Raw genomic sequence first — 18,496 nt, forward strand, 5'->3', positions numbered from 1 at the left:
CGGCGTCCATAGCAGGGACGGGGGGCACCGCAAGCACGCCGGTGCGGGCCGCCAGGACCGCGACCGGTCGCGGCAGCGCGCGGACGCAGCTAGCGCTTCGGGCGATCAGCGGGCGATGGGTCCGCTTCGCTCGTCGCGGCGGGTGTGCCGGGGTGCGGCGCTTCGTACGTTGCCCAGTCTGCATCGCCGGGTACCGGCGGCGGCATGCCCGCCGCGCTCACCGCTTCGGGGTTCTCGCTCGCGCGCAGGCGATGAAGATGCACTTTCGCGATGAGGTTCGCCGCCACCGGCGCGGTGAGGAACAGGAACAGCGAGATGAGCAGCTCATGTGCCGACCATGTTCCGCGGCTGAGCTGGAAGAACAGCATCGAGCCCAGCAGCATGCCTCCCAGCCCCAGCGTCGTCGCCTTGGTCGGGCCGTGCAGTCGCTCCATCAGCGTCGGCAGGCGCACCAGCCCCCAGCTGCCGATGAGCGCGAAGGACGCGCCGATTACCAGCAGTAGCGCGCAGATCGCCTCGACGAGGTGTTGCGCGCTCATTCGACGATGTCTCCGCGCAGCATGAACTTGCAATAGGCGACGGTACCGATGAAGCCGACCATGGCGAGCAGCAGCGCCGCCTCGAAATAGATCTGGCTTTCGAAGGCGATCCCGAACAGCACGATGAGCGCGATCGTGTTGATGACCATCGTATCGAGCGCGACGATGCGGTCGCCCGTCGTCGGCCCCTTCAGCAGCCGCCACAGGTTGAGAGCGAGCGCGAGCGCGAGACACGCAAAGGCGTAGAGGATCGCCGCTTCGATCACAGGAATACCCGCTTCAGCCGGGCTTCGTAGCGTGCCTTGATGCGTGCGACCTCGGCGGCGGGATCGGGCGCGTCGAGCGCATGGACCAGCAGATGGCGCCCGCATGCCGATATGTCGGCCGTCACGGTGCCCGGCGTCAGGCTGATCGTGCCGGCGAGCACGGTGATCGCCTCGGGCGTCGTGAGGTCGGTGGGGACGACCAGCCAGCACGGGCGCAGATCGCGGTTGCGGCGGAATAGGATGAGGCGCGCGACGTCGAAATTGGCGATCACGATATCCCACAGCACCAACGCGCAATAGGCGATGGCGGCGCGATAGCGCACATCGGGACGGCCGGGCCAGAAGGGTGCCGTGTAGATCGGCAGCGCGATGCCGATGACGATGCCGATCAGCAAACCGCCGAAGCTCAGGCTGTTCGCCATCAGCAGCCAGATGACGACGAGCAGCACCGAGAGGCCGGGATGAGGTATGAGGCGCCGCATCTCAGCGCGGCTCCATCACGGCGGCAGCGTTGGCTGCGGGATCGAGCAGTTGCGCGGCGGCCTGTCCGGCGAAGCGGGTGGCAGGACCCGCGCCTGCCGCCAGTGCGACGAGCAGCAGGATCGCGGCGAGCGGTGCGGCAAGATCGGCATTGGCCGTGCGGGCATGGCCGTGCGCGACGCTTTCGCCATCGTCCTTCCAGAAGATGGCGCTGCCCGCGCGCGCAAAGCCGATGACGCCGAGCAGCGTCGCGCCGAGGATTACGGCCCAGCTCCATCCCCAACCGGTAAGGCCCGCGACCGAGCGCAGCACCAGCAGCTTGCCGATGAAGCCCGACAGCGGCGGCAGCCCGGCAACGGCGATCGCTGCGGCCATGAAAAGGAGCGCCGTCGCCTGCCTTCCGGCAAAGGCGGGGCCGGGGGCTGTGGCATCGCCATGCCCCGCGCGGCGCCGCGCGACGACATCGGCGACAAGGAACAGCGCAGCACCCGCAAGCGTCGAATGGATCATGTAGTAGATCGCAGCGCCCAGCGTTTCAGGCCGCCAGGCAGCGATCGCGATCATCAGCGTGCCGGTCGAGCCGATCACCGCATAGGCCGCCTGTTCGGACAGCCGGCGCGCGACGAACACGCCCGCGAACCCCAGCGCGGTGCTGAGCAATGCGGCGGGCAGCAGCCACGGGGCGGGCGCCCATGCCGCGGCGCCCGCATCGGCGCCGAACACCTGCGGCACGACGCGCAGCAGCGCGTACACGCCCACCTTGGTCATGAGCGCGAACAATGCGGCGACCGCGGGTGTGGTGACGGCATAGGTGCGCGGCAGCCAGAGATGCAGCGGCACCAGCGCCGCCTTGAGCGCAAACACGCTCGTCAGCAGCAGTGCGGCGATGCGCAGCAGCCCCTGGTCGCCGGCGGGAATCGCGGCGACGCGCGCGCCCATGTCGGCCATGTTGAGCGTGCCCGTCAGCGCATAGAGCAGCCCGAGCGCAACCAGGAACAGCGACGATCCGACGATGTTGACGATGACGTACTGCACGCCCGCCTTGAGCCGTGCCGGCCCCTGGCCATGCAGCATCAGGCCGTAGGAGGCGATCAGCAGCACCTCGAAGAACACGAACAGGTTGAACAAGTCGCCGGTCAGGAACGCGCCGTTCAGCCCCAGCAGTTGGAACTGGAACAGCGGATGGAAATGCCAGCCCTTGCGATCGGTGCGGGTGACGACGGCATGGACCATCGTGATCAGCGACAGCGTGGCGGCGAGCAGCAGCATGATGCCCGACAGCCGGTCGATCACCAGCACGATGCCGAACGGCGCGGGCCAGCCGCCCATGGCATAGCTGCGTACTGCGCCGCCACCCGCCTGCGCGAGCAGCGCCAGAGCCGTCACAAGCATCGCGACGCACGCAGTCAGCGACACCGCGACGCCCAGCCGTCGCTTGCGGCGCATGACCAAGAGCGCGACGGGTGCGGCGAGCGCGGGGATCGCGATCGGCGCGATCACCAGATGCGCAGCGATGCTCATGCCTCGTCTTCCTGCGACGCGGGACACGCCTCGCCATCCACCTGATCGCTGCCCGATTCGAGAAAGGCACGGAGCATCAGGATCACCGCCAGCGCGGTCATGCCGAAGGTGATGACGATCGCGGTGAGCACCAGCGCCTGCGGCAGCGGATCGGCATAGTCGGCGACGGTCTTCGACCAGATCGGCGGCCGGTCGATCTTGAGGCGGCCTGAGGCGAACAGAAAGAGGTTCACCGCATAGGAGAACAGCGTGAGCCCCAGCACGACCTGGAACGTGCGCCCGCGCAGCACGAGGTAGATGCCGCCGGCTGCAAGCACGCCGATCGCGCTGGCGACGAGCAGTTCGAGCGTTATCATGGCGCCGCCTCGCCCTGATCGGCAGCGAGCGCGGCATGGGCACGCGCGGCGCGCTGCGCGATGTGGCTGAGCTGCGCCAGCGCAAGCATCACCGCGCCGAGGACGACGGCGAACACGCCAAGATCGAACAGCATCGCGGTCGCCAGCTCGAACTCGCCGACCAGCGGCAGCGTGAAATAGTCGAAGCTGCTGGTAAGGAAATTGCTACCGAATGCGAGCGAGCCAAGCCCCGTCGCCAGCGCGACGAGCACGCCCCAGGCGATGAGGAAATGCTCGCCGATGCGCCGACGCGCATCGGTCCAGTCGAAGCCCGACGACAGATATTGCAGAAGGAACGCGATGGCGAACACCAGCGCGGCGATGAAGCCGCCGCCCGGCTGGTTGTGCCCGCGCAGGAAGATGTAGATCGCTGCCGCGAGCACCAGCGGCAACAGGATGCGCGTCGCCATCACGAACATCACCGGATGGCGCTCGGGCGAATGCGGCATGTCCTCCTGCCACGAGCGGAGCCGGGCGCCGGCGGCGCCGCGCTCGGTAGTGTCAAGCAGCGCGTAGATGACGAGGCCGGCGATGCCGAGCACGATGATCTCGCCCAGCGTGTCGAACGCGCGGAAATCGACGAGCGTGACGTTGACGACATTGGTGCCGCCGCCGCCCGAATAGCTGTTGGCCAGATGATAGGCCGAGATCGGATCGCGTGGATCGCGCGTCAGCATCGCCCATGCCGCACCGCCGATGCCGATCCCGCCCGCCACCGCGAGCGCGGCATCGCGCCAGCGGCGCGGCGCTCGCGACAGCAGCGGGGGCGACTTGGGCAGGAGGTTGAGCGCCAGCAGCAGCAGCAGGATCGTCACCACCTCGACCGCGATCTGCGTGAGCGCCAGATCGGGTGCCGAGAATTGCACGAAGGCCAGCGCGATCACGAGGCCGATGACGCTGACATAGATGAGCGCGCGGAAGCGCTGGCGCTGGGCGTGGAGCGTCGCAGCGGTGGCCGCGACAAGCAGCAGCCACGCGAGGATCGCCGGGGCCGACGCGGGAATCCCCGCGCGCGTGCCGGCGAGCGTGCCGCCGCCGGTGAGCGCGCCATCGGCGATGGCAAGCAGCACGACGGCGAAGGTCGCGAACAGCATCCGCTGGAGCGAGGGGCGGTGCATCCAGGCGATCATGGAGCGCACGCGGTCATCCGCCACCGCCAGCACCGTCATGAAGACGGCCTTGGCATCGACATGGCGCCTGCTCTCGTAGCGCGTCAGCAGCGCGCCATGGCGCCACAGCATAATCGCGCCGATCGCGACGGCGGCAATGCTCATCGCCAGCGCGGCGTTGACGCCGTGCCACAGTGCGAGATCGGGCACGGCCACCGGCACGCCCGCGATCGCGGCGGCTACGGGCGTCACGATCGGCGCGGCAAGCATCATCGGGGCGAACCCAAGCAGCACCGCAAGCGCGACGAGCAACGCGGGGGGCAACCACATGCCCGCGCCCGGATCATGCGCGCGACCATGCGGCTCGGCTGCGCGCGGCGTGCCGAAGAACAGATGCACTGCGAAGCGCAGCGAATAGCCCGCCGATAGCGTCGCGCCGACCAGCGCCAGCGCCGGCACGAGCCATGGCAGGCCGAACAGTGCGACGTGCAGCGTCTCGTCGAGCATCATCTCCTTCGAAATGAACCCTCCCATCGGGGGCAGCCCCGCCATTGCGGCGGCAGCAAGCGTTGCGAGCAGCGCGGTGACGGGCATCACGCGCGCCAGCCCGCCCAGCCGGCGAATGTCGCGCGTGCCCGTCTCGTGATCGACGATGCCGGCGGCCATAAACAGCGCCGCCTTGAACGCGGCGTGATTGAGGATGTGGAGTACCGCGGCGACTACGGCCATGCGCAGCGAGAAGCCCAGCAGCATCACCAGCAGGCCGAGCTGGCTGATCGTCGAATAGGCGAGGATCGCCTTCAGATCGTGGCGGAACAGCGCCACCCAGGCGCCGAACACCATCGTGACAAGGCCCGTCGTCGTCACCAGCACCGTATAGAGATCGGTGCCCGCCAGTACGGGCCACAGCCGTGCGAGCAGGAACACGCCCGCCTTCACCATCGTCGCCGAGTGGAGATAGGCGCTCACCGGCGTCGGCGCGGCCATCGCGTGCGGCAGCCAGAAGTGGAAGGGGAACTGCGCCGACTTGGTGAAGCAGCCGATGAGGATCAGCACCAGCATCGGCGCGTAGAGCGGCGATGCGCGCACGACGTCTCCACGCGCCAGCACCGTCGCGAGATCGAACGACCCCGCCGCGAGCCCCAGCAGCAGCATGCCGGCGATCAGCACCAGCCCGCCGCCGCCGGTGACGGCAAGCGCCATGCGCGCGCCCTGTCGCGCATCGGCACGGTCGCGCCAGAAGCCGATGAGCAGGAACGACGACAGGCTCGTCATTTCCCAGAAGACGAGCAGCAGCAGGATGTTGCCCGAAACGGCAATGCCCAGCATCGCGCCCTGGAACAGCATCAGGCTGGCGAAGAACCGAGCCGTCGCCTCGCCCGTGGCAAGGTAGAAATGCGCGAATATCACCACCAGCAGCCCGATGCCGAGGATGAGCAGCCCGAACAGCAGCGCCAGCGCATCGACGCGCAGCGACAGGTCGAGACCGATCGCGGGCACCCAGTCGATCACGATACCGGTGCTGCCGCCGTCGAGTGCCGGTCCAGCCACCGTGAGCAGCAGCGCAAGCCCGGTGGCGCTGGCAATGGCGGCAATTCCCGAATGCACGCCACGCGACCGTCCGCGCGCTGCTGCGATGAGCAGCGAGGCGATGAAGGGCAGCGCAACGAGCGCACAGAGAATCGGTCCGGTCGCCATCGGCTGGTCGCGATCACCCCTGATTGCGCGGTTGCCGCAGGCGGGCGCCTGCACCCACCCCTTAGGTCAGCCCGTCGGCGCTAGACAACCAAAACCGTCCCCGACGGGCGGCCATGCCAGCGTCAGCCGCGTTCGGCGCGGCCGAAGCGGCTGCGCTCGAGCCACCACAACAGGCCAAGCGTGACGAGCAATGCCGCGAACCACGGCCATGGCGATCCCGGCGCGGTACGCGCTGGCGCATCGGCACGAACCTGCCGCGACGCGGCTGCAAGCGCGATAGTGGCCGCGTGTCGGTCGCTGCGTGCCACGGCGACAAGCGCGCCGGCGGGATGGACGTAGAGCGCCGTTTCGCGACCCTCGCCGTTGCGCAGGCGGTGCCATCCCTCGGCGCGTGGCCAATAGGCGGCGCAGGCATGCACGCCGCTGGCGGGATCGACGACGAGCGGCGTGGCGCGACCCTCAGGCGCGTCGATCGTCGCCGCGCCGGACAGGCCGCAGATCGCCACGCGCTCGCCGCTGCGTCCGATGCCATCGATGGCGGGGCTCTGCTCGCCATCGGCGCGCGCGAGCGTCGAGAACAGGCTGCTCCACCATGCGCCATATCGCTCGCCGTCGCCGGCCAGCGTCAGCGCGTAGCTTTCGGGCACGGCCCAGATGCCGATCCGCCCGCGCCCGCGCGCGCGCCAGGCGGCAAGTGGCTCGCCACCCGCATCGCGCAGCAACGTCACCGCTTGCGGCGTGGGGCGGATCAGGTCGCGGCGTCCGACAACCGGGGCGTCGCGGTCCGCGGTACGTACCGGCAGCACCGCCTCGCCGCGGGCGACATCGAGGCCAAGGCTGGCCCAGCTTCGCTGCGTCGCGGCCGACAACGCGCCGCCGGGGCGCAACAACAGCCCGAGTCCGGCATCGACCGCGTTGATGATCGTCGCGCGCGCGCTGCCATCGAGTGCGTCCCAGCGCCGGTCGTCGATCACCAGAAGGTCGATGCGCCCGAGCGTCGCAGCGGTGATGGGCAAGCGGTCGTCGGCCAGTAGAACGCCCGCGCCGAGCGGCGCTTCGAGCGCGATCGCGATGCCCGCATCGGCGGCCCAGCGCCGCAAAAACTTGGTTTCGGCGCCGGGTGCGCCCGCAAGCACATGCACGCGCGGCAGGCGCTGCTCGCGCGCGACCACGGGGATGGCGACGCGCTCGATCATGCCGCCGTCGCGTGCGGCGACGCGCAGCTCGAAGCGCGCAGGGCCGGCGGTGCGCGCGGTGCCGCGCAGCGTGAACCTGCCGTCGTCACCCACACGCGCGAGATCGACGATGCTGCCCGACGGATCGGCAAGCCCGACGATCGCACCGCGATGACCCCGAACCTCGCCCGATATCGCGAACGCGCTGCCGGGCGCGGCGCTATCGGGAAGGGCTAGCGCGACCAGCCCGGAAAACGGCGCAGGCGGATCGAACCGTGTGGGGAGCGGCAGCGGCTGCCGGTCGCGCGGCGCGAGGCCGCTGCCGACGATGCGCAGGCGCGCGGCATCGGGATGCTGGCGCAGCGCGGTCGCCAGATCGGGTACGCGGCGCGCGTCGGCGATCGCCGGCGCTTCGGGCAGTGCGACCAGCGTCTCGCCGGGCGCCGCCTCCAGCGTCGCTGGCGCATCCTCGGTCGCCACCACCAGCACGCCACGCGGCACCGCGATCGGTGGCGGGAAGAGCATGCACCACAGCGCGCCTGCCGCTGCCGCCTGCAACGCGACGAGCAGCGCCGGCCGCCAGCGCGCCGCCGGCTGGGCTGCAGCGCGTTGTCGGCGCAGGATGCGCACGACGGCAGCGACGAGCGCGAGCACGAGGATCGCGGCGACCCAGAAGCGCGCGTCGCTCATCGCAACGCCTCGAGATAGCGGCGGCCACGCGCATTGCCCCCCGCGCGCCGCGATATCCCCGCGCGCGGCGGCGTTATTACGCGCCACAGGAGCGCGCGCAGGCGCTCGCGACAGGCAGTGCACGCCGGCTCGGCTCGTAGTGTGTCGATCGCTGCCGAAAGGGCGAGCGGATCGGCGATCCGCCCGGCATTCTGCCGCACCCAGCGATCGAGCGCGCCGAGTTGCAGCGGCGGCGTGCGAGCCGGTCCCGGCAGCGGTTGCAGCGCGCGCCATGCCTCGGCCGGTGTGGCGTCGGGGGTAGGGCGCGCCGGCACGGGCGCCTCGCGCGCGACGATGCCTTCGCGGTCGCCCGTCAGGCGGCGCGACAGGTCGATGGGCGGCGGTTCGGCGCCGGTGCGCGGGACGAAGATGCGCGTCGCCTGCTGCGCATCCTTGAGGAAGGCGAGCGCGCGATAGGCATGCGGCAGCGCCGCCTGCGGATCGCCCTGGCGCAGCGCGCGCTCCGAACTCCACATCGCATCGAGCGCCTGCGCGAGCGTCGATCGCGTGCCCGGATCGAACAGCGTCGCCGCGTCGCCGCTGTCGTGCGCGTGGCCGAACTCGTTGAGCACGTCGACCGCCGAACCGAAGCCGCCCGAAGCACCGCCGCCTTCGCTGCCATGATCGTGGCCGTCATCGGCGCTGTGCGCCTCGGGCGGCGGGGCGGGCGTGTTGTTGGTGGGCAGCGCGGGGGCGTCGTTGGTCGGCAGCGCAATGCCGCTGCCGCCGCCCTCTGCCTCCTCGCCGACGAACTGGCCATAGCGCAGGCGCAGCGATGCCTGATCGTTGCCGAGACCGTTCGAGCGATCGGCGAACTCCTGTGCGGGGATGCGCGCACGCCGGGCGATCAGCGCCTCGGCATCGATGATGATCTGGCGCTGGCTGCGGAAATAGGCGGGCATGACGGGCGCGGCCATGCCGTCGAGCCCGTCGGCAAGCGCCAGATCGGGCGGCCAGCGCAGGATCGCGCTCGGCCCCTCGACACGCTGGGCGCCCGCCGCGCGATTGTCCGCAACGATGATCTGCACGATGAGGTCGCTGCCGGGCGCCATCCCCTCGCGCGCGATGTCGAGCGTCGGCGCGAAGCGGCGCCGCCGCGCGGGGCCGCTGCCGGCGATGGCGGCACTGCGTTGCTCGAAGCTGATATTCTCGCCATCGCCCTTCGTCACCGTCACACGCAGCGTGGCGTCCGCGATGCCATGATCGTCGGTCGCCTCGAACACCGGCGTCCAGCGGCGCTGGCCGGGGTTGAGCATCGCCAGCTGCCGCTCGGGTGCCACCACGCGCACCACCGGCGGGGCATCGGCGACGGTCTCGATGCGATGCAGGCGCTGGCGCGGCAGGCCGGGCGCCTCGATGCGGTAGAGCATCGCGCGATCGATCGGCATGCCGCCGGTCCACGCATCGCCCTGCCGCACGAGCGCGATCCGGTTGCCGCCAACGGGCGCGATGGCAGCGGCATCGCCGGGCGGACGGATCGCGACCGACCAGTCGATGCGCGACCCCTCGGGCACGCGGGCATCGAGCGTGGACTGAGTGCGCGCCGGCAGGCCGGTATAGGCCGGCGGGGTGATGCGCAGCCGCACGCCGGCGAGCGTGGGCGGCATCGCCGGCGCGGCGGTGGCCGTCGCTCCGTCGCGCGGTGTGGGCGTCTCCGTAGCGTCGGGCCACAGCAGCAGCGCGACGATAGCCGCCGCGCCGATGACCCAGGCGGCGACAATCGCGCGATGCGACCATGCGGGGCGGAAGTCGACGGCCTCGGCCGCGTCGATCCGCACCTCGATGCGCTGGCGCTGCAATGCAGCCAGCGGCGATGCCGCGGGTGCGCCGAACAGCAGCGCGCTGCTGTCCTCGAACGCGGGCACGCGCGCATCGAGCTGGCCGACCAGCCAGCCGCAATCGAAGCGGCGCGCGCGCAGATAGGCGAAGGCGGCGACGAGCAGCGCACAGGCGACGAAGATCAGAACGGCGAGCGTGGCGTTGCCGAAGCGCCATCCAATCGCGGCGAGGGCAAGCGCGCCGGGCGCACCGATCGCCAGCATGTCGATCGCCGCGCGGCGGGCGGCGGCGCGTTGCAGGCGCGCGAGAGGCGCGATCGCGGTCATGGCGCGGCAGCGCGGCGGGCGCTGGTCGCGAGCCAGCGCTCGATTGCGAACAGCAGCGCGATGACGATCGCCAGCCAGGGTCGCAGGTCGAAGGGCGGCTGTGGCCAGGGGGCAAGTCCCGCAACGGGCGCATGTTCCGACGCCGCGACGCGTGCAGGCGGCGGGGGCGGCGCGATCACGCGAGCAAGCTGGTCGGGGAAATCGGGTTCGAGCAGCACGGGCATCGATGCCGGCTCGATCGCGCGCAGCAGCCGGACGATGCGCCCCCGGCCCAGTGGCGATTCGGTGGCGATCGGCCGGCTCTCATCGTCGCGCCAGACGACGCGTGCATCCTCGCGCATCGCGAGCGCGGCACGCGGATCGACGAGCGCGGTGCCGCCTGCCTCGATCCATCGCACCACGCGCTCGGGCATCGGTCCCTCGGCGAGCCAGGCGAGAAGACGGGTATCGTCGGGGATCGGCGTGTCGGTGGAATCGGCAGCGAAGGCGGGACGCGCATCGCCCGCCCAAGCGATCGCCGCCGCGCGCAGATAGCGAAGTGCCGCGCGGCCGCCGGCGTCGTGGCGCACGAGCAGCGCGAGCGGCGTAGGCGTTGCTGCCGGCGCGGGCCGCGCGCCCTCGGCCACACGCCAGATCGCGGCGCGCGACAGGCGCGGGCGCTCGGCATCGACGCCATCGAGCAGCGGCGGCACGATCAGTTCGAGTTCGGTTTCGCGCGGCAGTTCGGCGTCGAGCTGGCGGATCAGGCTGGTGATCGAAGCCGAAGATGCGGGGGGAGTGCTCTCAAGCAGCGGAAAGCCCTGGGCGAGCCATACGCCGCGCGCATCGGCGGCGATCGTCGGCGGTGTCAGGCCGGGCGCGACCGCGACCACGCGTGCCTCGCCAGCCACGCCCCAAAATACCGGCCGCGCCAACCAGAGCGCGACGGCAGCGAGCAGCAGCAACCGCAACGCCAGCAGCAGCCGTTCGTCGATGCGCAGGCGGCGGCGCGGTTGCGGGCGCGGATCGAGCCAGCGCAACGCCGCGAAATCGACCATTCGCGTCTCGGTGCGCCGCGCGATGTGGATCACGATCGGGATCGCAAGCGCGGCCAGTGCCGCGAGCGCGGCGGGGAACAGCAGGGCGGGGTTCACCGTGCGCGTGCTCCGCCGGCGATGCGGGCGATCGGCGCATCGGCGCGCCCGTCGATGAAATGCTCGGCATGCGCGATGCCGCGCGCGTCGAGCCGCGTGTCGAGCGCGGCGCGCGCGGCGGCGAAGCGCGCGAGAAACGCGTCGCGCTGGCCGCTGCCGCCGAGCAGGCTCGCCCCGCTTTCGGCGTCGCGGAAGCGATAGCCGCGATCGAAGGGGAAATCCCGTTCGTCACCCGTCAGGATGCGGATGAGGCGCAGGTCGCGCCCCGACGCGGCGAGGCGCTCGATCATCGCGATCAGCTCCTCGTCGAACCCGTCGCTGAGCACGATGGCGACATCGGCGGTGCCGATACGCTCGCCCAGACTGTTGGCATGGCGTGCCCAGTCGGCCGCGCCCGCGGGTGTCGCACGCGCCAGCGCCAGCGCGATCCGGTCGCGGTGCCGCGCGCCGCTGCCCGGCGCGAGGATCAGCGGATCGGCAGCCGACTCGACGATTAGCCCGAACCGGTCGCCCTGCGCGAGCGCGATCTGCATCAGGCAGGCGGCGAGCTGCCGCGCGGCATCGAAGCGCGACCACTCGGGGCGGGCCAGATCGGCCTGCGCCATCGAGGCGCTGGCATCGATCACCATCCAGATGACGACGGGGCTTTCGCGCTCGGCATCGCGCACGAAGAACTTGTCCGAGCGCGCATAGAGCTTCCAGTCGATGAGGCGCGGCTCGTCGCCCTGCTCATAGGCGCGGTATTGCGCGAACTCCATGCCGCCGCCGCGGTTGCGACTGGCATGAACGCCGGCACCGCCGAGCATCGCGGGGCGGCGCGGCGCGATCGCGATGCCGCGCAACCGGCTGCGCAGATCGGGCGGCAGATCGAGCGGCGACATGCCGCCTTCAGGCCGGGGCGGGGAGGGCGGCGAGCAGTCCCGCGACGACATCGTCGGTCGTCCGGCGCTCGGCCTCGGCGGCGAACGACAGCAGGATGCGGTGGCGCAATACGGGTGCGGCGAGCGCCGCGACATCCTCGCGCGTGGCGGCAAGCCGGCCGTGCAGCATCGCGCGCGCCTTGGCGCCGAGCACCAGCGCCTGTCCCGCACGCGGACCGGCGCCCCAGCGGACATAGTCGTTGACGATTTGGGGCGCCTCGCCGCCCGGCCGCGTGGCGCGGACCAGCGCATTGATCCAGTCCATCAGCGTATCGCTGACATGGATCTGCCGAACCCAGTCCTGCAACGCGACGATCGCGCCGGCGTCCATCACCTGCGGCACCGGCGTCGCGCTGCTGCCCGTCGTCTGGTCGAGGATCAGCCGTTCCTCGGCGGCAGTGGGATAGTCGACGCGGATGTTGAGAAGGAACCGGTCGAGCTGCGCTTCGGGCAGCGGATAGGTGCCTGCCTGCTCGATGGGGTTCTGCGTTGCCAGCACGAAGAAGGGCCGCTCGAGCCGGTGCGTGACGCCGGCATAGCTGACGCTCGATTCCTGCATTGCCTCGAGCAGCGCCGCCTGCGTCTTGGGCGGCGTGCGGTTGAGCTCGTCGGCGAGCAGCAGGTTGGTGAAGATCGGGCCTTTCTGGAAGCGGAAATGGCGGTGGCCGGTGCCGTGATCCTCCTCGAGCAGCTCGGTGCCCAAGATGTCGCTGGGCATCAGATCGGGCGTGAACTGCACGCGCCGGAAATCGAGCGACAGCGCTTCGCCGAGCGTGCGCACCAACAGCGTCTTGCCCAGCCCCGGCACGCCTTCGATCAGGCAATGCCCGCGCGCCAGCAGGCCGATCAGCAGCTGCTCGACGACATCGGCCTGGCCTACGATCGCCTGGCCGATCGCGCTGCGCAGCTCGGCGATCCGCGCGAGGCGCGCGTCGATCTCGGTTTCGGTGGGCGTGTCGGTCATGCAGGCTCCGGTCGGGTCAGGCGGTCAGGGCATAGACGATGATGTTGACCGCGAACTTGGTGTTGTCCTCGGCCAGGAAGCGCCGGTTGCGCCAGTCATAATCCCATTCGCAGCCATAATCCTTGTTGCTGTAAAGCACGCCCAGCCGCCCATCGATGGCGATGCCCTTCAGATAATCGTGCACCAGATCGTCGCCCCAGCCATTGAGCTCGAAACTGGTCGCGGGCGGGCCATCGAACTTGAAGAAGCTTGAATAGATGGGATGCGTGTTGGGCAGTTTCTTCAGCGCGTCGGCACCGAACAGCCGGCGCATCTGCCGCTCGAAGCTGGTGGCGAACAGACCGTCGATATCGTGGTTGCAATCGTCGACGAACACGAAGCCGCCATTGCGCACATAGCGCTCGAAATTGGCGGCTTCGGCGGTGTTGAACTCGACGAGCTTGTGTCCGGCTAGATAGCAGAATGGCGCACTCAGCATCGCCGGGTCGGCGAGCCGCACCACGCGCTCGCGCGGATCGATGCGCAGATTGGTGTAATCGACGAGCGAAGTCAGCACATTGGCGGGCATCCGCTGGTCGACGTCCCAGTCGCCCGAATCGTAGCGCAGCCGGGTAAACCAGAAGTCGTAATCGGGCGCGGCGGCACCGGCGGCGCGCGGGAGCATTGCCCCCAGCGCACCGCCCAGCGCCAGACGGAGGAACTGCGCGCGGTTCAGCATCGATCGATCCGCGCGCTCTCCCTCACACCGCGTCCGACAGCGAGGTGAAGGTGAAGTCGCGCAGCCGCATCGGCGGGATCATCATCTGGAAGCGCCCTTCTGTGTTCACGCGCACCGGCCGGCCCAGCTCGTCGATATTGTTGAGCATGATGACGGGCGATTCGTTGAAGCGGAAGTTCTTCAGCGGATATTTGATCTGGCCGTTCTCGATATAGAAGGTGCCGTCGCGCGTCAGGCCGGTGAGCAGCACCGTCTGCGGATCGACCATGCGGATGTACCAGGTGCGCGTCACCAGCACGCCGCGCTGCGTCTCGCGCACCAGATCGGCGGTCGACTTGGTGCCGCCCGACATGATGAGGTTGCCCGGCTGTCCGGCGGCCTTCTTGCCCTGCTTCTGCGCCCAGAAACGCGAATAGAACAGGTCGGTGACGCGGCCCTTGTCGACGAGCGTCTGTCGCTCGCGCGGCACGCCGTCTTCATCCCACGGCATCACCGCCAGTTCGGGATGCGCGGGATCGCACACCAGCGTGACGCGCGGATCATAGACCTGCTCGCCCAGCTTGTTGCCGCCGCCCGCCTTGGACAGGAAGCTACGGCCCTCGTCGGCCTGCCGTGCATCGAAGAAACGCGCCATGAAGCCGATGAGGCCGGCAGCGGCGGCGGGTTCGAGGATGACGGTGTATTTGCCCGGCTCGAGCGCCTGCGCATCGACCGAGGCGCTGGCCTTGCGCATCGCGATGTTGACGTCGCGGCCTGCATCGAAGCCGCCGATGTCCTGAAGGTTGGTGCCCACCCAGCCCGATCCGCGGCCGTCATCGGTGCGCACGGTGCAGGTGTAATCCATCTGCGTTGCGCGCTGATAGCCGAAATTGCCGTTCGAGTTGGCGAACGCGACGAAGCTCTGCCCGTCCTCGAGGAAACCGGCCGCCACCAGCTTCTGCGCGCGGCAGGGCTCGATCGAGGCGCGCGCGATGCCCGCCCGCGTCTCGGGCGTGATCGCCGCCGTCGCCTGGCTGAAGGTGTTGGTGGGGCGATAGGTCTGCTTGCCCACCGCCGGCACGAATTCGGGATTCTCGGGCGCCAGCTTCGCCAGCGCCTCGGCGCGCTGCACGACGCGCGCGAGCGCCGCGTCCGAGAATTCGTTGATCGTCGCCGATCCCACGCGGCGGCCGAACGCCACGCGCACCGCCAGATCGACATTGTCGACGACGCCGCTGGTCGACACGTTGTTGAGCGCAAAGCGGATATTGCCTTCGGTCGATCCGGTCAGGCTCGCGGTGCATTCGTCGGCGGTCGACAGTGCGACAACCTTTTCGAGGATCGTTCTCGCCTCGGCTTCGGTCATGATAGCCATAATCTGTTCTCCCCTCGCGTCAGCCGAGCGAACGCGCGGTGTTGATGACGTTGATGCCGTCGAACCGCGTCGTCGCCGACCCGTGGCTCACGGCCGAAACCTGGCTGGGCTGGCCCTTGCCGTCGAAGAAGCTGCCGAACAGGCGATAGTCGCGCTGATCGCAGATCGCCGAGCATGCCGCCCAGAATTCGGGCGTGCGCATCTGATAGGCCACGTCCTCGATCGGCTGGGTGATCTTGCCGTTCTTGATCTCGTAGAACAGCGTGCCGCCGAACTGCGCGTTGTAGCGCTGCTGGTCGATCGAGAACGAGCCGCGGCCGAGGATGTAGATGCCGTTGTCGACGCCTCCGATCATGTCGGCAAGGCTCAGGCCATTGGTGCCGGGTTGCAGCGAGACGTTGGGCATGCGCTGGAACTGCACCGTCGACCAGCTGTCGGCATAGGAGCAGCCGTCCGAGGCGGTCTTGCCGAGGATATGCGCCTGGTCGCGCGTCGCCTGATAGTCGACCAGCTTGCCCTTTTCGATCAGCGGCCACTGCTTGGTCTTGATGCCCTCGTCGTCATAACCGACCGCGCCGAGGCTGCCCGGCTGCGTCTTGTCGGCGACGATGTTGACGATGTCGCTCCCGTACTGGAACCGCGCCTGCCGCTTGTCGAGCGTGGCGAAGCTGGTGCCGGCATAGTTGGCCTCGTAGCCCAGCACGCGATCGAGCTCGAGCGGATGGCCGACCGATTCGTGGATCGTCAGGCCCAGATGGTTGGGATCGAGCACCAAGTCGTAGCGGCCGGGCTTCACCGACGGCGCCTTGAGCTTTTCCTGCGCCTGCCGCGCGGCGGCCACGGCATCCTCGCGCATGTCGTACGACTTGTCGTAGCTGATGACGCCGTTGGGCGAGGTCACCTTGTCGGCTGCGTTGCCCGCCAGATATTCATAGCCCATGCCCATCGGCGCCGACAGGCCCTCGCGCGAGCGGAACTTGCCGCTCGCCTTGTCGATCGCGGTGACGGTGAACGGCGCCCAGATGCGGTGCACGTCCTGATCGACGTACGAGCCATCGGTGCTGGCGAAATATTTCTGCTCGTTGACGAGGAACAGCGACGAATTGACGAAGCTGGCGCCGGCACCCATCGCCGCGGCATTGACGCCGAGCAGCAGGTCGGCCTTTTCCTTCAGCGGCACTGCCATCGCGTTGCGCTGGATGGGCGTGCGCCAGCTGACCTCGCCCACGCCCTGCGCGGGCGCGAGGCGCACCGGCGCGGTCTGGCTCTTGGCATTGGCCTTGGCGATGGCGACGGCGAGACGGGCAGCCTGCGCCACCGCATCGGTCGTCATCGTGTTAGTGGCAGCGAAGCCCCAGGCGCCGTCGGCGATGACGCGAACGCCGCAGCCGGTCGATTCGGTGTTGACGACATTCTGCACCGTCGCTTCGCGCGTCAGCACGAACTGGCGCATGTAGCGGCCGACGCGCACGTCGCAGTAGCTGGCGCCCGCCTCGGTCGCAGCACCCAGCCCGGCATCAGCCAGACGACGCTTCACTGCCGCCTCGATCGGCTCGACCAGCTGCTCGGCGGCGATGGCGCGGCCCGTGAAGCCCGGCAGCAGCACGCCGCCGGCACCGATGCCGCACGCGGCAAGAAATTGTCGTCTGTCCAAGGCTATTCTCCACCCCTTCGATCGTCGACCACGGTGGTGTGCCACAGCCAGGACGGCGCGGCGGTGATCGACCCGATGCGCGCATCATCGCGCGGCGTGGGTGCCGGGTCAAACCCTTGGATGAAAAACCGTTGCCGACTGTGACGTTACGGCAACGCGGCGGCCGCGCGAAGCTTGCTGGCGGCGCGCGCATAGGTCTCGACGGTGTTCATGTTGGCGCCTCTTGGCGTCACCCAGCTGCCGCCGACGCACAGCACGCGGTCGAAGCCCAGCCATGCCGGCGCGCTGGCCTCGGTGATGCCGCCGGTGGGGCAAAAGCGCGCCTCGTGGAACGGCGCCGCCAATGCCTTCAGCGCAGGCAGCCCTCCCGAGGTTTCGGCGGGGAAGAATTTGAAGTGCCGCAACCCCAGATCATAGCCGCGCATGATGTCGCCTGCAGTCGCGATGCCCGGCAGGAAGGGTACGCCCGATTCGACGATGCGCTCGCCGAGACTGTGCGTGAGGCCGGGCGAGACGATGAACTCGGCGCCGGCATCCATCACCTGCGCGAACTGGTCGGTCGAGACGACGGTGCCCGCGCCCACGATTGCGCCGTCGACGCGCTTCATCTCGGCGATCGCCTCGAGCGCAGCCGGCGTGCGCAGCGTGACTTCGAGCACGCGAAGCCCGCCTGCCACCAGCGCCTTCGCCAGCGGATAGGCGGTTGCAACATCGTCGATCACCAGCACCGGGATGACCGGGCTGGTGCGCATGATGTCCTCGATCGTCATGACGCATGCTCCTGGGCGAAAGCGGCGGCGGCGCCGAACAGGCCCGGCTGGGGGTGGGTGATGAGCTTCACGGGCACGCCGCGCATCAGGGTCTGGAAACGGCCCTTCGCCACGAAGCGTTCGGCGAAGCCCGAGCGCAGCAGATGGTCCTTGAGCCGCAGCCCCAGCCCGCCGGCGATGACGACGCCGGTAGGGCCGTGCGACAGCGCCAGATCGCCGGCCACCGCGCCAAGGCTCAGGCAGAAGCGATCGAGCGCGGCCGAGGCCAGGCTGTCCTTCCCCTCGAACGCAAGCGTCCAGATCGCCTTGTCGTCGAGTTGGCGGACGGGGCGATCCTCCATCGCCGCCAGCGTCTCGTAGATGCCGACGATGCCGGGGCCCGAGCATACGCGCTCGACCGACACGCGCGTGTAGCTCTTGCGCAGCCGCTGGAGGATCGCATCCTCGATCCCGTCGAGCGGCGCGAAATCGGTATGGCCGCCCTCGGTCTCGATCACGCGATAGCCGGCGGCCGAGCGGATGACCTGCGCGACGCCCAAGCCCGTGCCGGGGCCGCAGACGGTGAGCGCACCGTCGCCGGGCAGCGGTCCTTCGGGACCGGTGACGTGGACGAAGGCCGCCTCGTCCATCTGCGCCACGGCATGGCCGATCGCGCCGAAATCGTTGATGAGCGTGTATTGGTCGACCTCGAGCCGTTCGCGGATCAGCGGCGGGCGGATGATCCACGGATTGTTGGTCAGCTTGATGAGATCGGGATTGATTGGCGAGGCGACCGCGATCGCCGCCGCGCGCGGCAGCGGCCGGCCGGCGGCGGCGCCGAATGCCTGCCACGCCAGTTGCAGGCTGCCATGCTCGGCGGTCTTCTGCGTGACCGGCTCGTCCATCCGCACGACGCGGCCGCCCTCGACCTCGGCGATGGCGAAGCGGGCATGCGTGCCCCCGATATCGACGGCGACGATCTCCATG

The 18,496-nt window shown here is 69.7% G+C and carries 16 protein-coding genes; all 16 read right to left on the minus strand.

The genetic code is table 11. The features are described 5' to 3' along the window. Positions 1-89: 89 nt before the first annotated feature. Complete coding sequence (locus FBR43_RS05325) at positions 90-539, minus strand: Na+/H+ antiporter subunit G (protein WP_136942186.1); 450 nt, start codon at positions 537-539, stop codon at positions 90-92. Further along, positions 536-805: a K+/H+ antiporter subunit F gene (locus FBR43_RS05330; RefSeq protein ID WP_169542508.1), complete on the minus strand. Its 270-nt coding sequence runs from the start codon at positions 803-805 to the stop codon at positions 536-538. Before FBR43_RS05330 ends, FBR43_RS05325 begins: the two co-directional genes overlap by 4 nt. Beyond that, a complete protein-coding gene (locus FBR43_RS05335; RefSeq protein WP_136942188.1) occupies positions 802-1,287 on the minus strand; it encodes a Na+/H+ antiporter subunit E in 486 nt (161 codons plus the stop codon). Before FBR43_RS05335 ends, FBR43_RS05330 begins: the two co-directional genes overlap by 4 nt. 1 nt (position 1,288) lies before the next feature. Beyond that, positions 1,289-2,806, minus strand: a complete 1,518-nt coding sequence (locus tag FBR43_RS05340; protein ID WP_136942189.1) for a monovalent cation/H+ antiporter subunit D — start codon at positions 2,804-2,806, stop codon at positions 1,289-1,291. Next, positions 2,803-3,159 (minus strand): Na+/H+ antiporter subunit C, encoded by a 357-nt coding sequence (locus tag FBR43_RS05345; protein ID WP_212611943.1) that lies wholly within the window; start codon positions 3,157-3,159, stop codon positions 2,803-2,805. The genes FBR43_RS05340 and FBR43_RS05345 overlap by 4 nt, the downstream gene beginning before the upstream one ends. Further along, complete coding sequence (locus FBR43_RS05350) at positions 3,159-6,008, minus strand: monovalent cation/H+ antiporter subunit A (protein ID WP_136942191.1); 2,850 nt, start codon at positions 6,006-6,008, stop codon at positions 3,159-3,161. The genes FBR43_RS05345 and FBR43_RS05350 overlap by 1 nt, the downstream gene beginning before the upstream one ends. 122 nt (positions 6,009-6,130) lie before the next feature. Next, complete coding sequence (locus FBR43_RS05355) at positions 6,131-7,873, minus strand: hypothetical protein (protein WP_136942192.1); 1,743 nt, start codon at positions 7,871-7,873, stop codon at positions 6,131-6,133. Further along, a complete protein-coding gene (locus FBR43_RS05360) occupies positions 7,870-10,017 on the minus strand; it encodes a DUF4175 family protein (protein WP_136942193.1) in 2,148 nt (715 codons plus the stop codon). Before FBR43_RS05360 ends, FBR43_RS05355 begins: the two co-directional genes overlap by 4 nt. Beyond that, positions 10,014-11,150, minus strand: a complete 1,137-nt coding sequence (locus tag FBR43_RS05365; protein ID WP_136942194.1) for a BatA domain-containing protein — start codon at positions 11,148-11,150, stop codon at positions 10,014-10,016. Before FBR43_RS05365 ends, FBR43_RS05360 begins: the two co-directional genes overlap by 4 nt. After that, the gene (locus FBR43_RS05370; protein WP_136942195.1) at positions 11,147-12,031 is read right to left on the minus strand and encodes a DUF58 domain-containing protein; all 885 of its coding nucleotides are present in this window, start codon (positions 12,029-12,031) and stop codon (positions 11,147-11,149) included. Before FBR43_RS05370 ends, FBR43_RS05365 begins: the two co-directional genes overlap by 4 nt. A gap of 7 nt (positions 12,032-12,038) precedes the next feature. After that, the gene (locus tag FBR43_RS05375; protein ID WP_136942196.1) at positions 12,039-13,034 is read right to left on the minus strand and encodes an AAA family ATPase; all 996 of its coding nucleotides are present in this window, start codon (positions 13,032-13,034) and stop codon (positions 12,039-12,041) included. Positions 13,035-13,050: 16 nt separating this feature from the next. After that, positions 13,051-13,752, minus strand: a complete 702-nt coding sequence (locus FBR43_RS05380) for a DUF4159 domain-containing protein (RefSeq protein ID WP_136942197.1) — start codon at positions 13,750-13,752, stop codon at positions 13,051-13,053. Between the two features lie 22 nt (positions 13,753-13,774). After that, the gene (locus tag FBR43_RS05385) at positions 13,775-15,106 is read right to left on the minus strand and encodes a TldD/PmbA family protein (RefSeq protein WP_136942198.1); all 1,332 of its coding nucleotides are present in this window, start codon (positions 15,104-15,106) and stop codon (positions 13,775-13,777) included. A gap of 19 nt (positions 15,107-15,125) precedes the next feature. Then, positions 15,126-16,760: a TldD/PmbA family protein gene (locus FBR43_RS05390; RefSeq protein ID WP_136942199.1), complete on the minus strand. Its 1,635-nt coding sequence runs from the start codon at positions 16,758-16,760 to the stop codon at positions 15,126-15,128. A gap of 146 nt (positions 16,761-16,906) precedes the next feature. Continuing rightward, positions 16,907-17,530, minus strand: coding sequence for a bifunctional 4-hydroxy-2-oxoglutarate aldolase/2-dehydro-3-deoxy-phosphogluconate aldolase (eda, locus tag FBR43_RS05395; protein ID WP_136942200.1), 624 nt, complete (start codon positions 17,528-17,530; stop codon positions 16,907-16,909). Continuing rightward, entirely contained in the window at positions 17,527-18,495 is a 969-nt protein-coding gene (gene glk / locus FBR43_RS05400; protein ID WP_136942201.1) for a glucokinase, read from the minus strand. Before glk ends, eda begins: the two co-directional genes overlap by 4 nt. Position 18,496 lies beyond the last annotated feature (1 nt).

Origin of the sequence: Sphingomonas baiyangensis, from assembly GCF_005144715.1 — a bacterium.
GTDB classification, from domain to species: Bacteria; Pseudomonadota; Alphaproteobacteria; order Sphingomonadales; family Sphingomonadaceae; genus Sphingomonas; species Sphingomonas baiyangensis.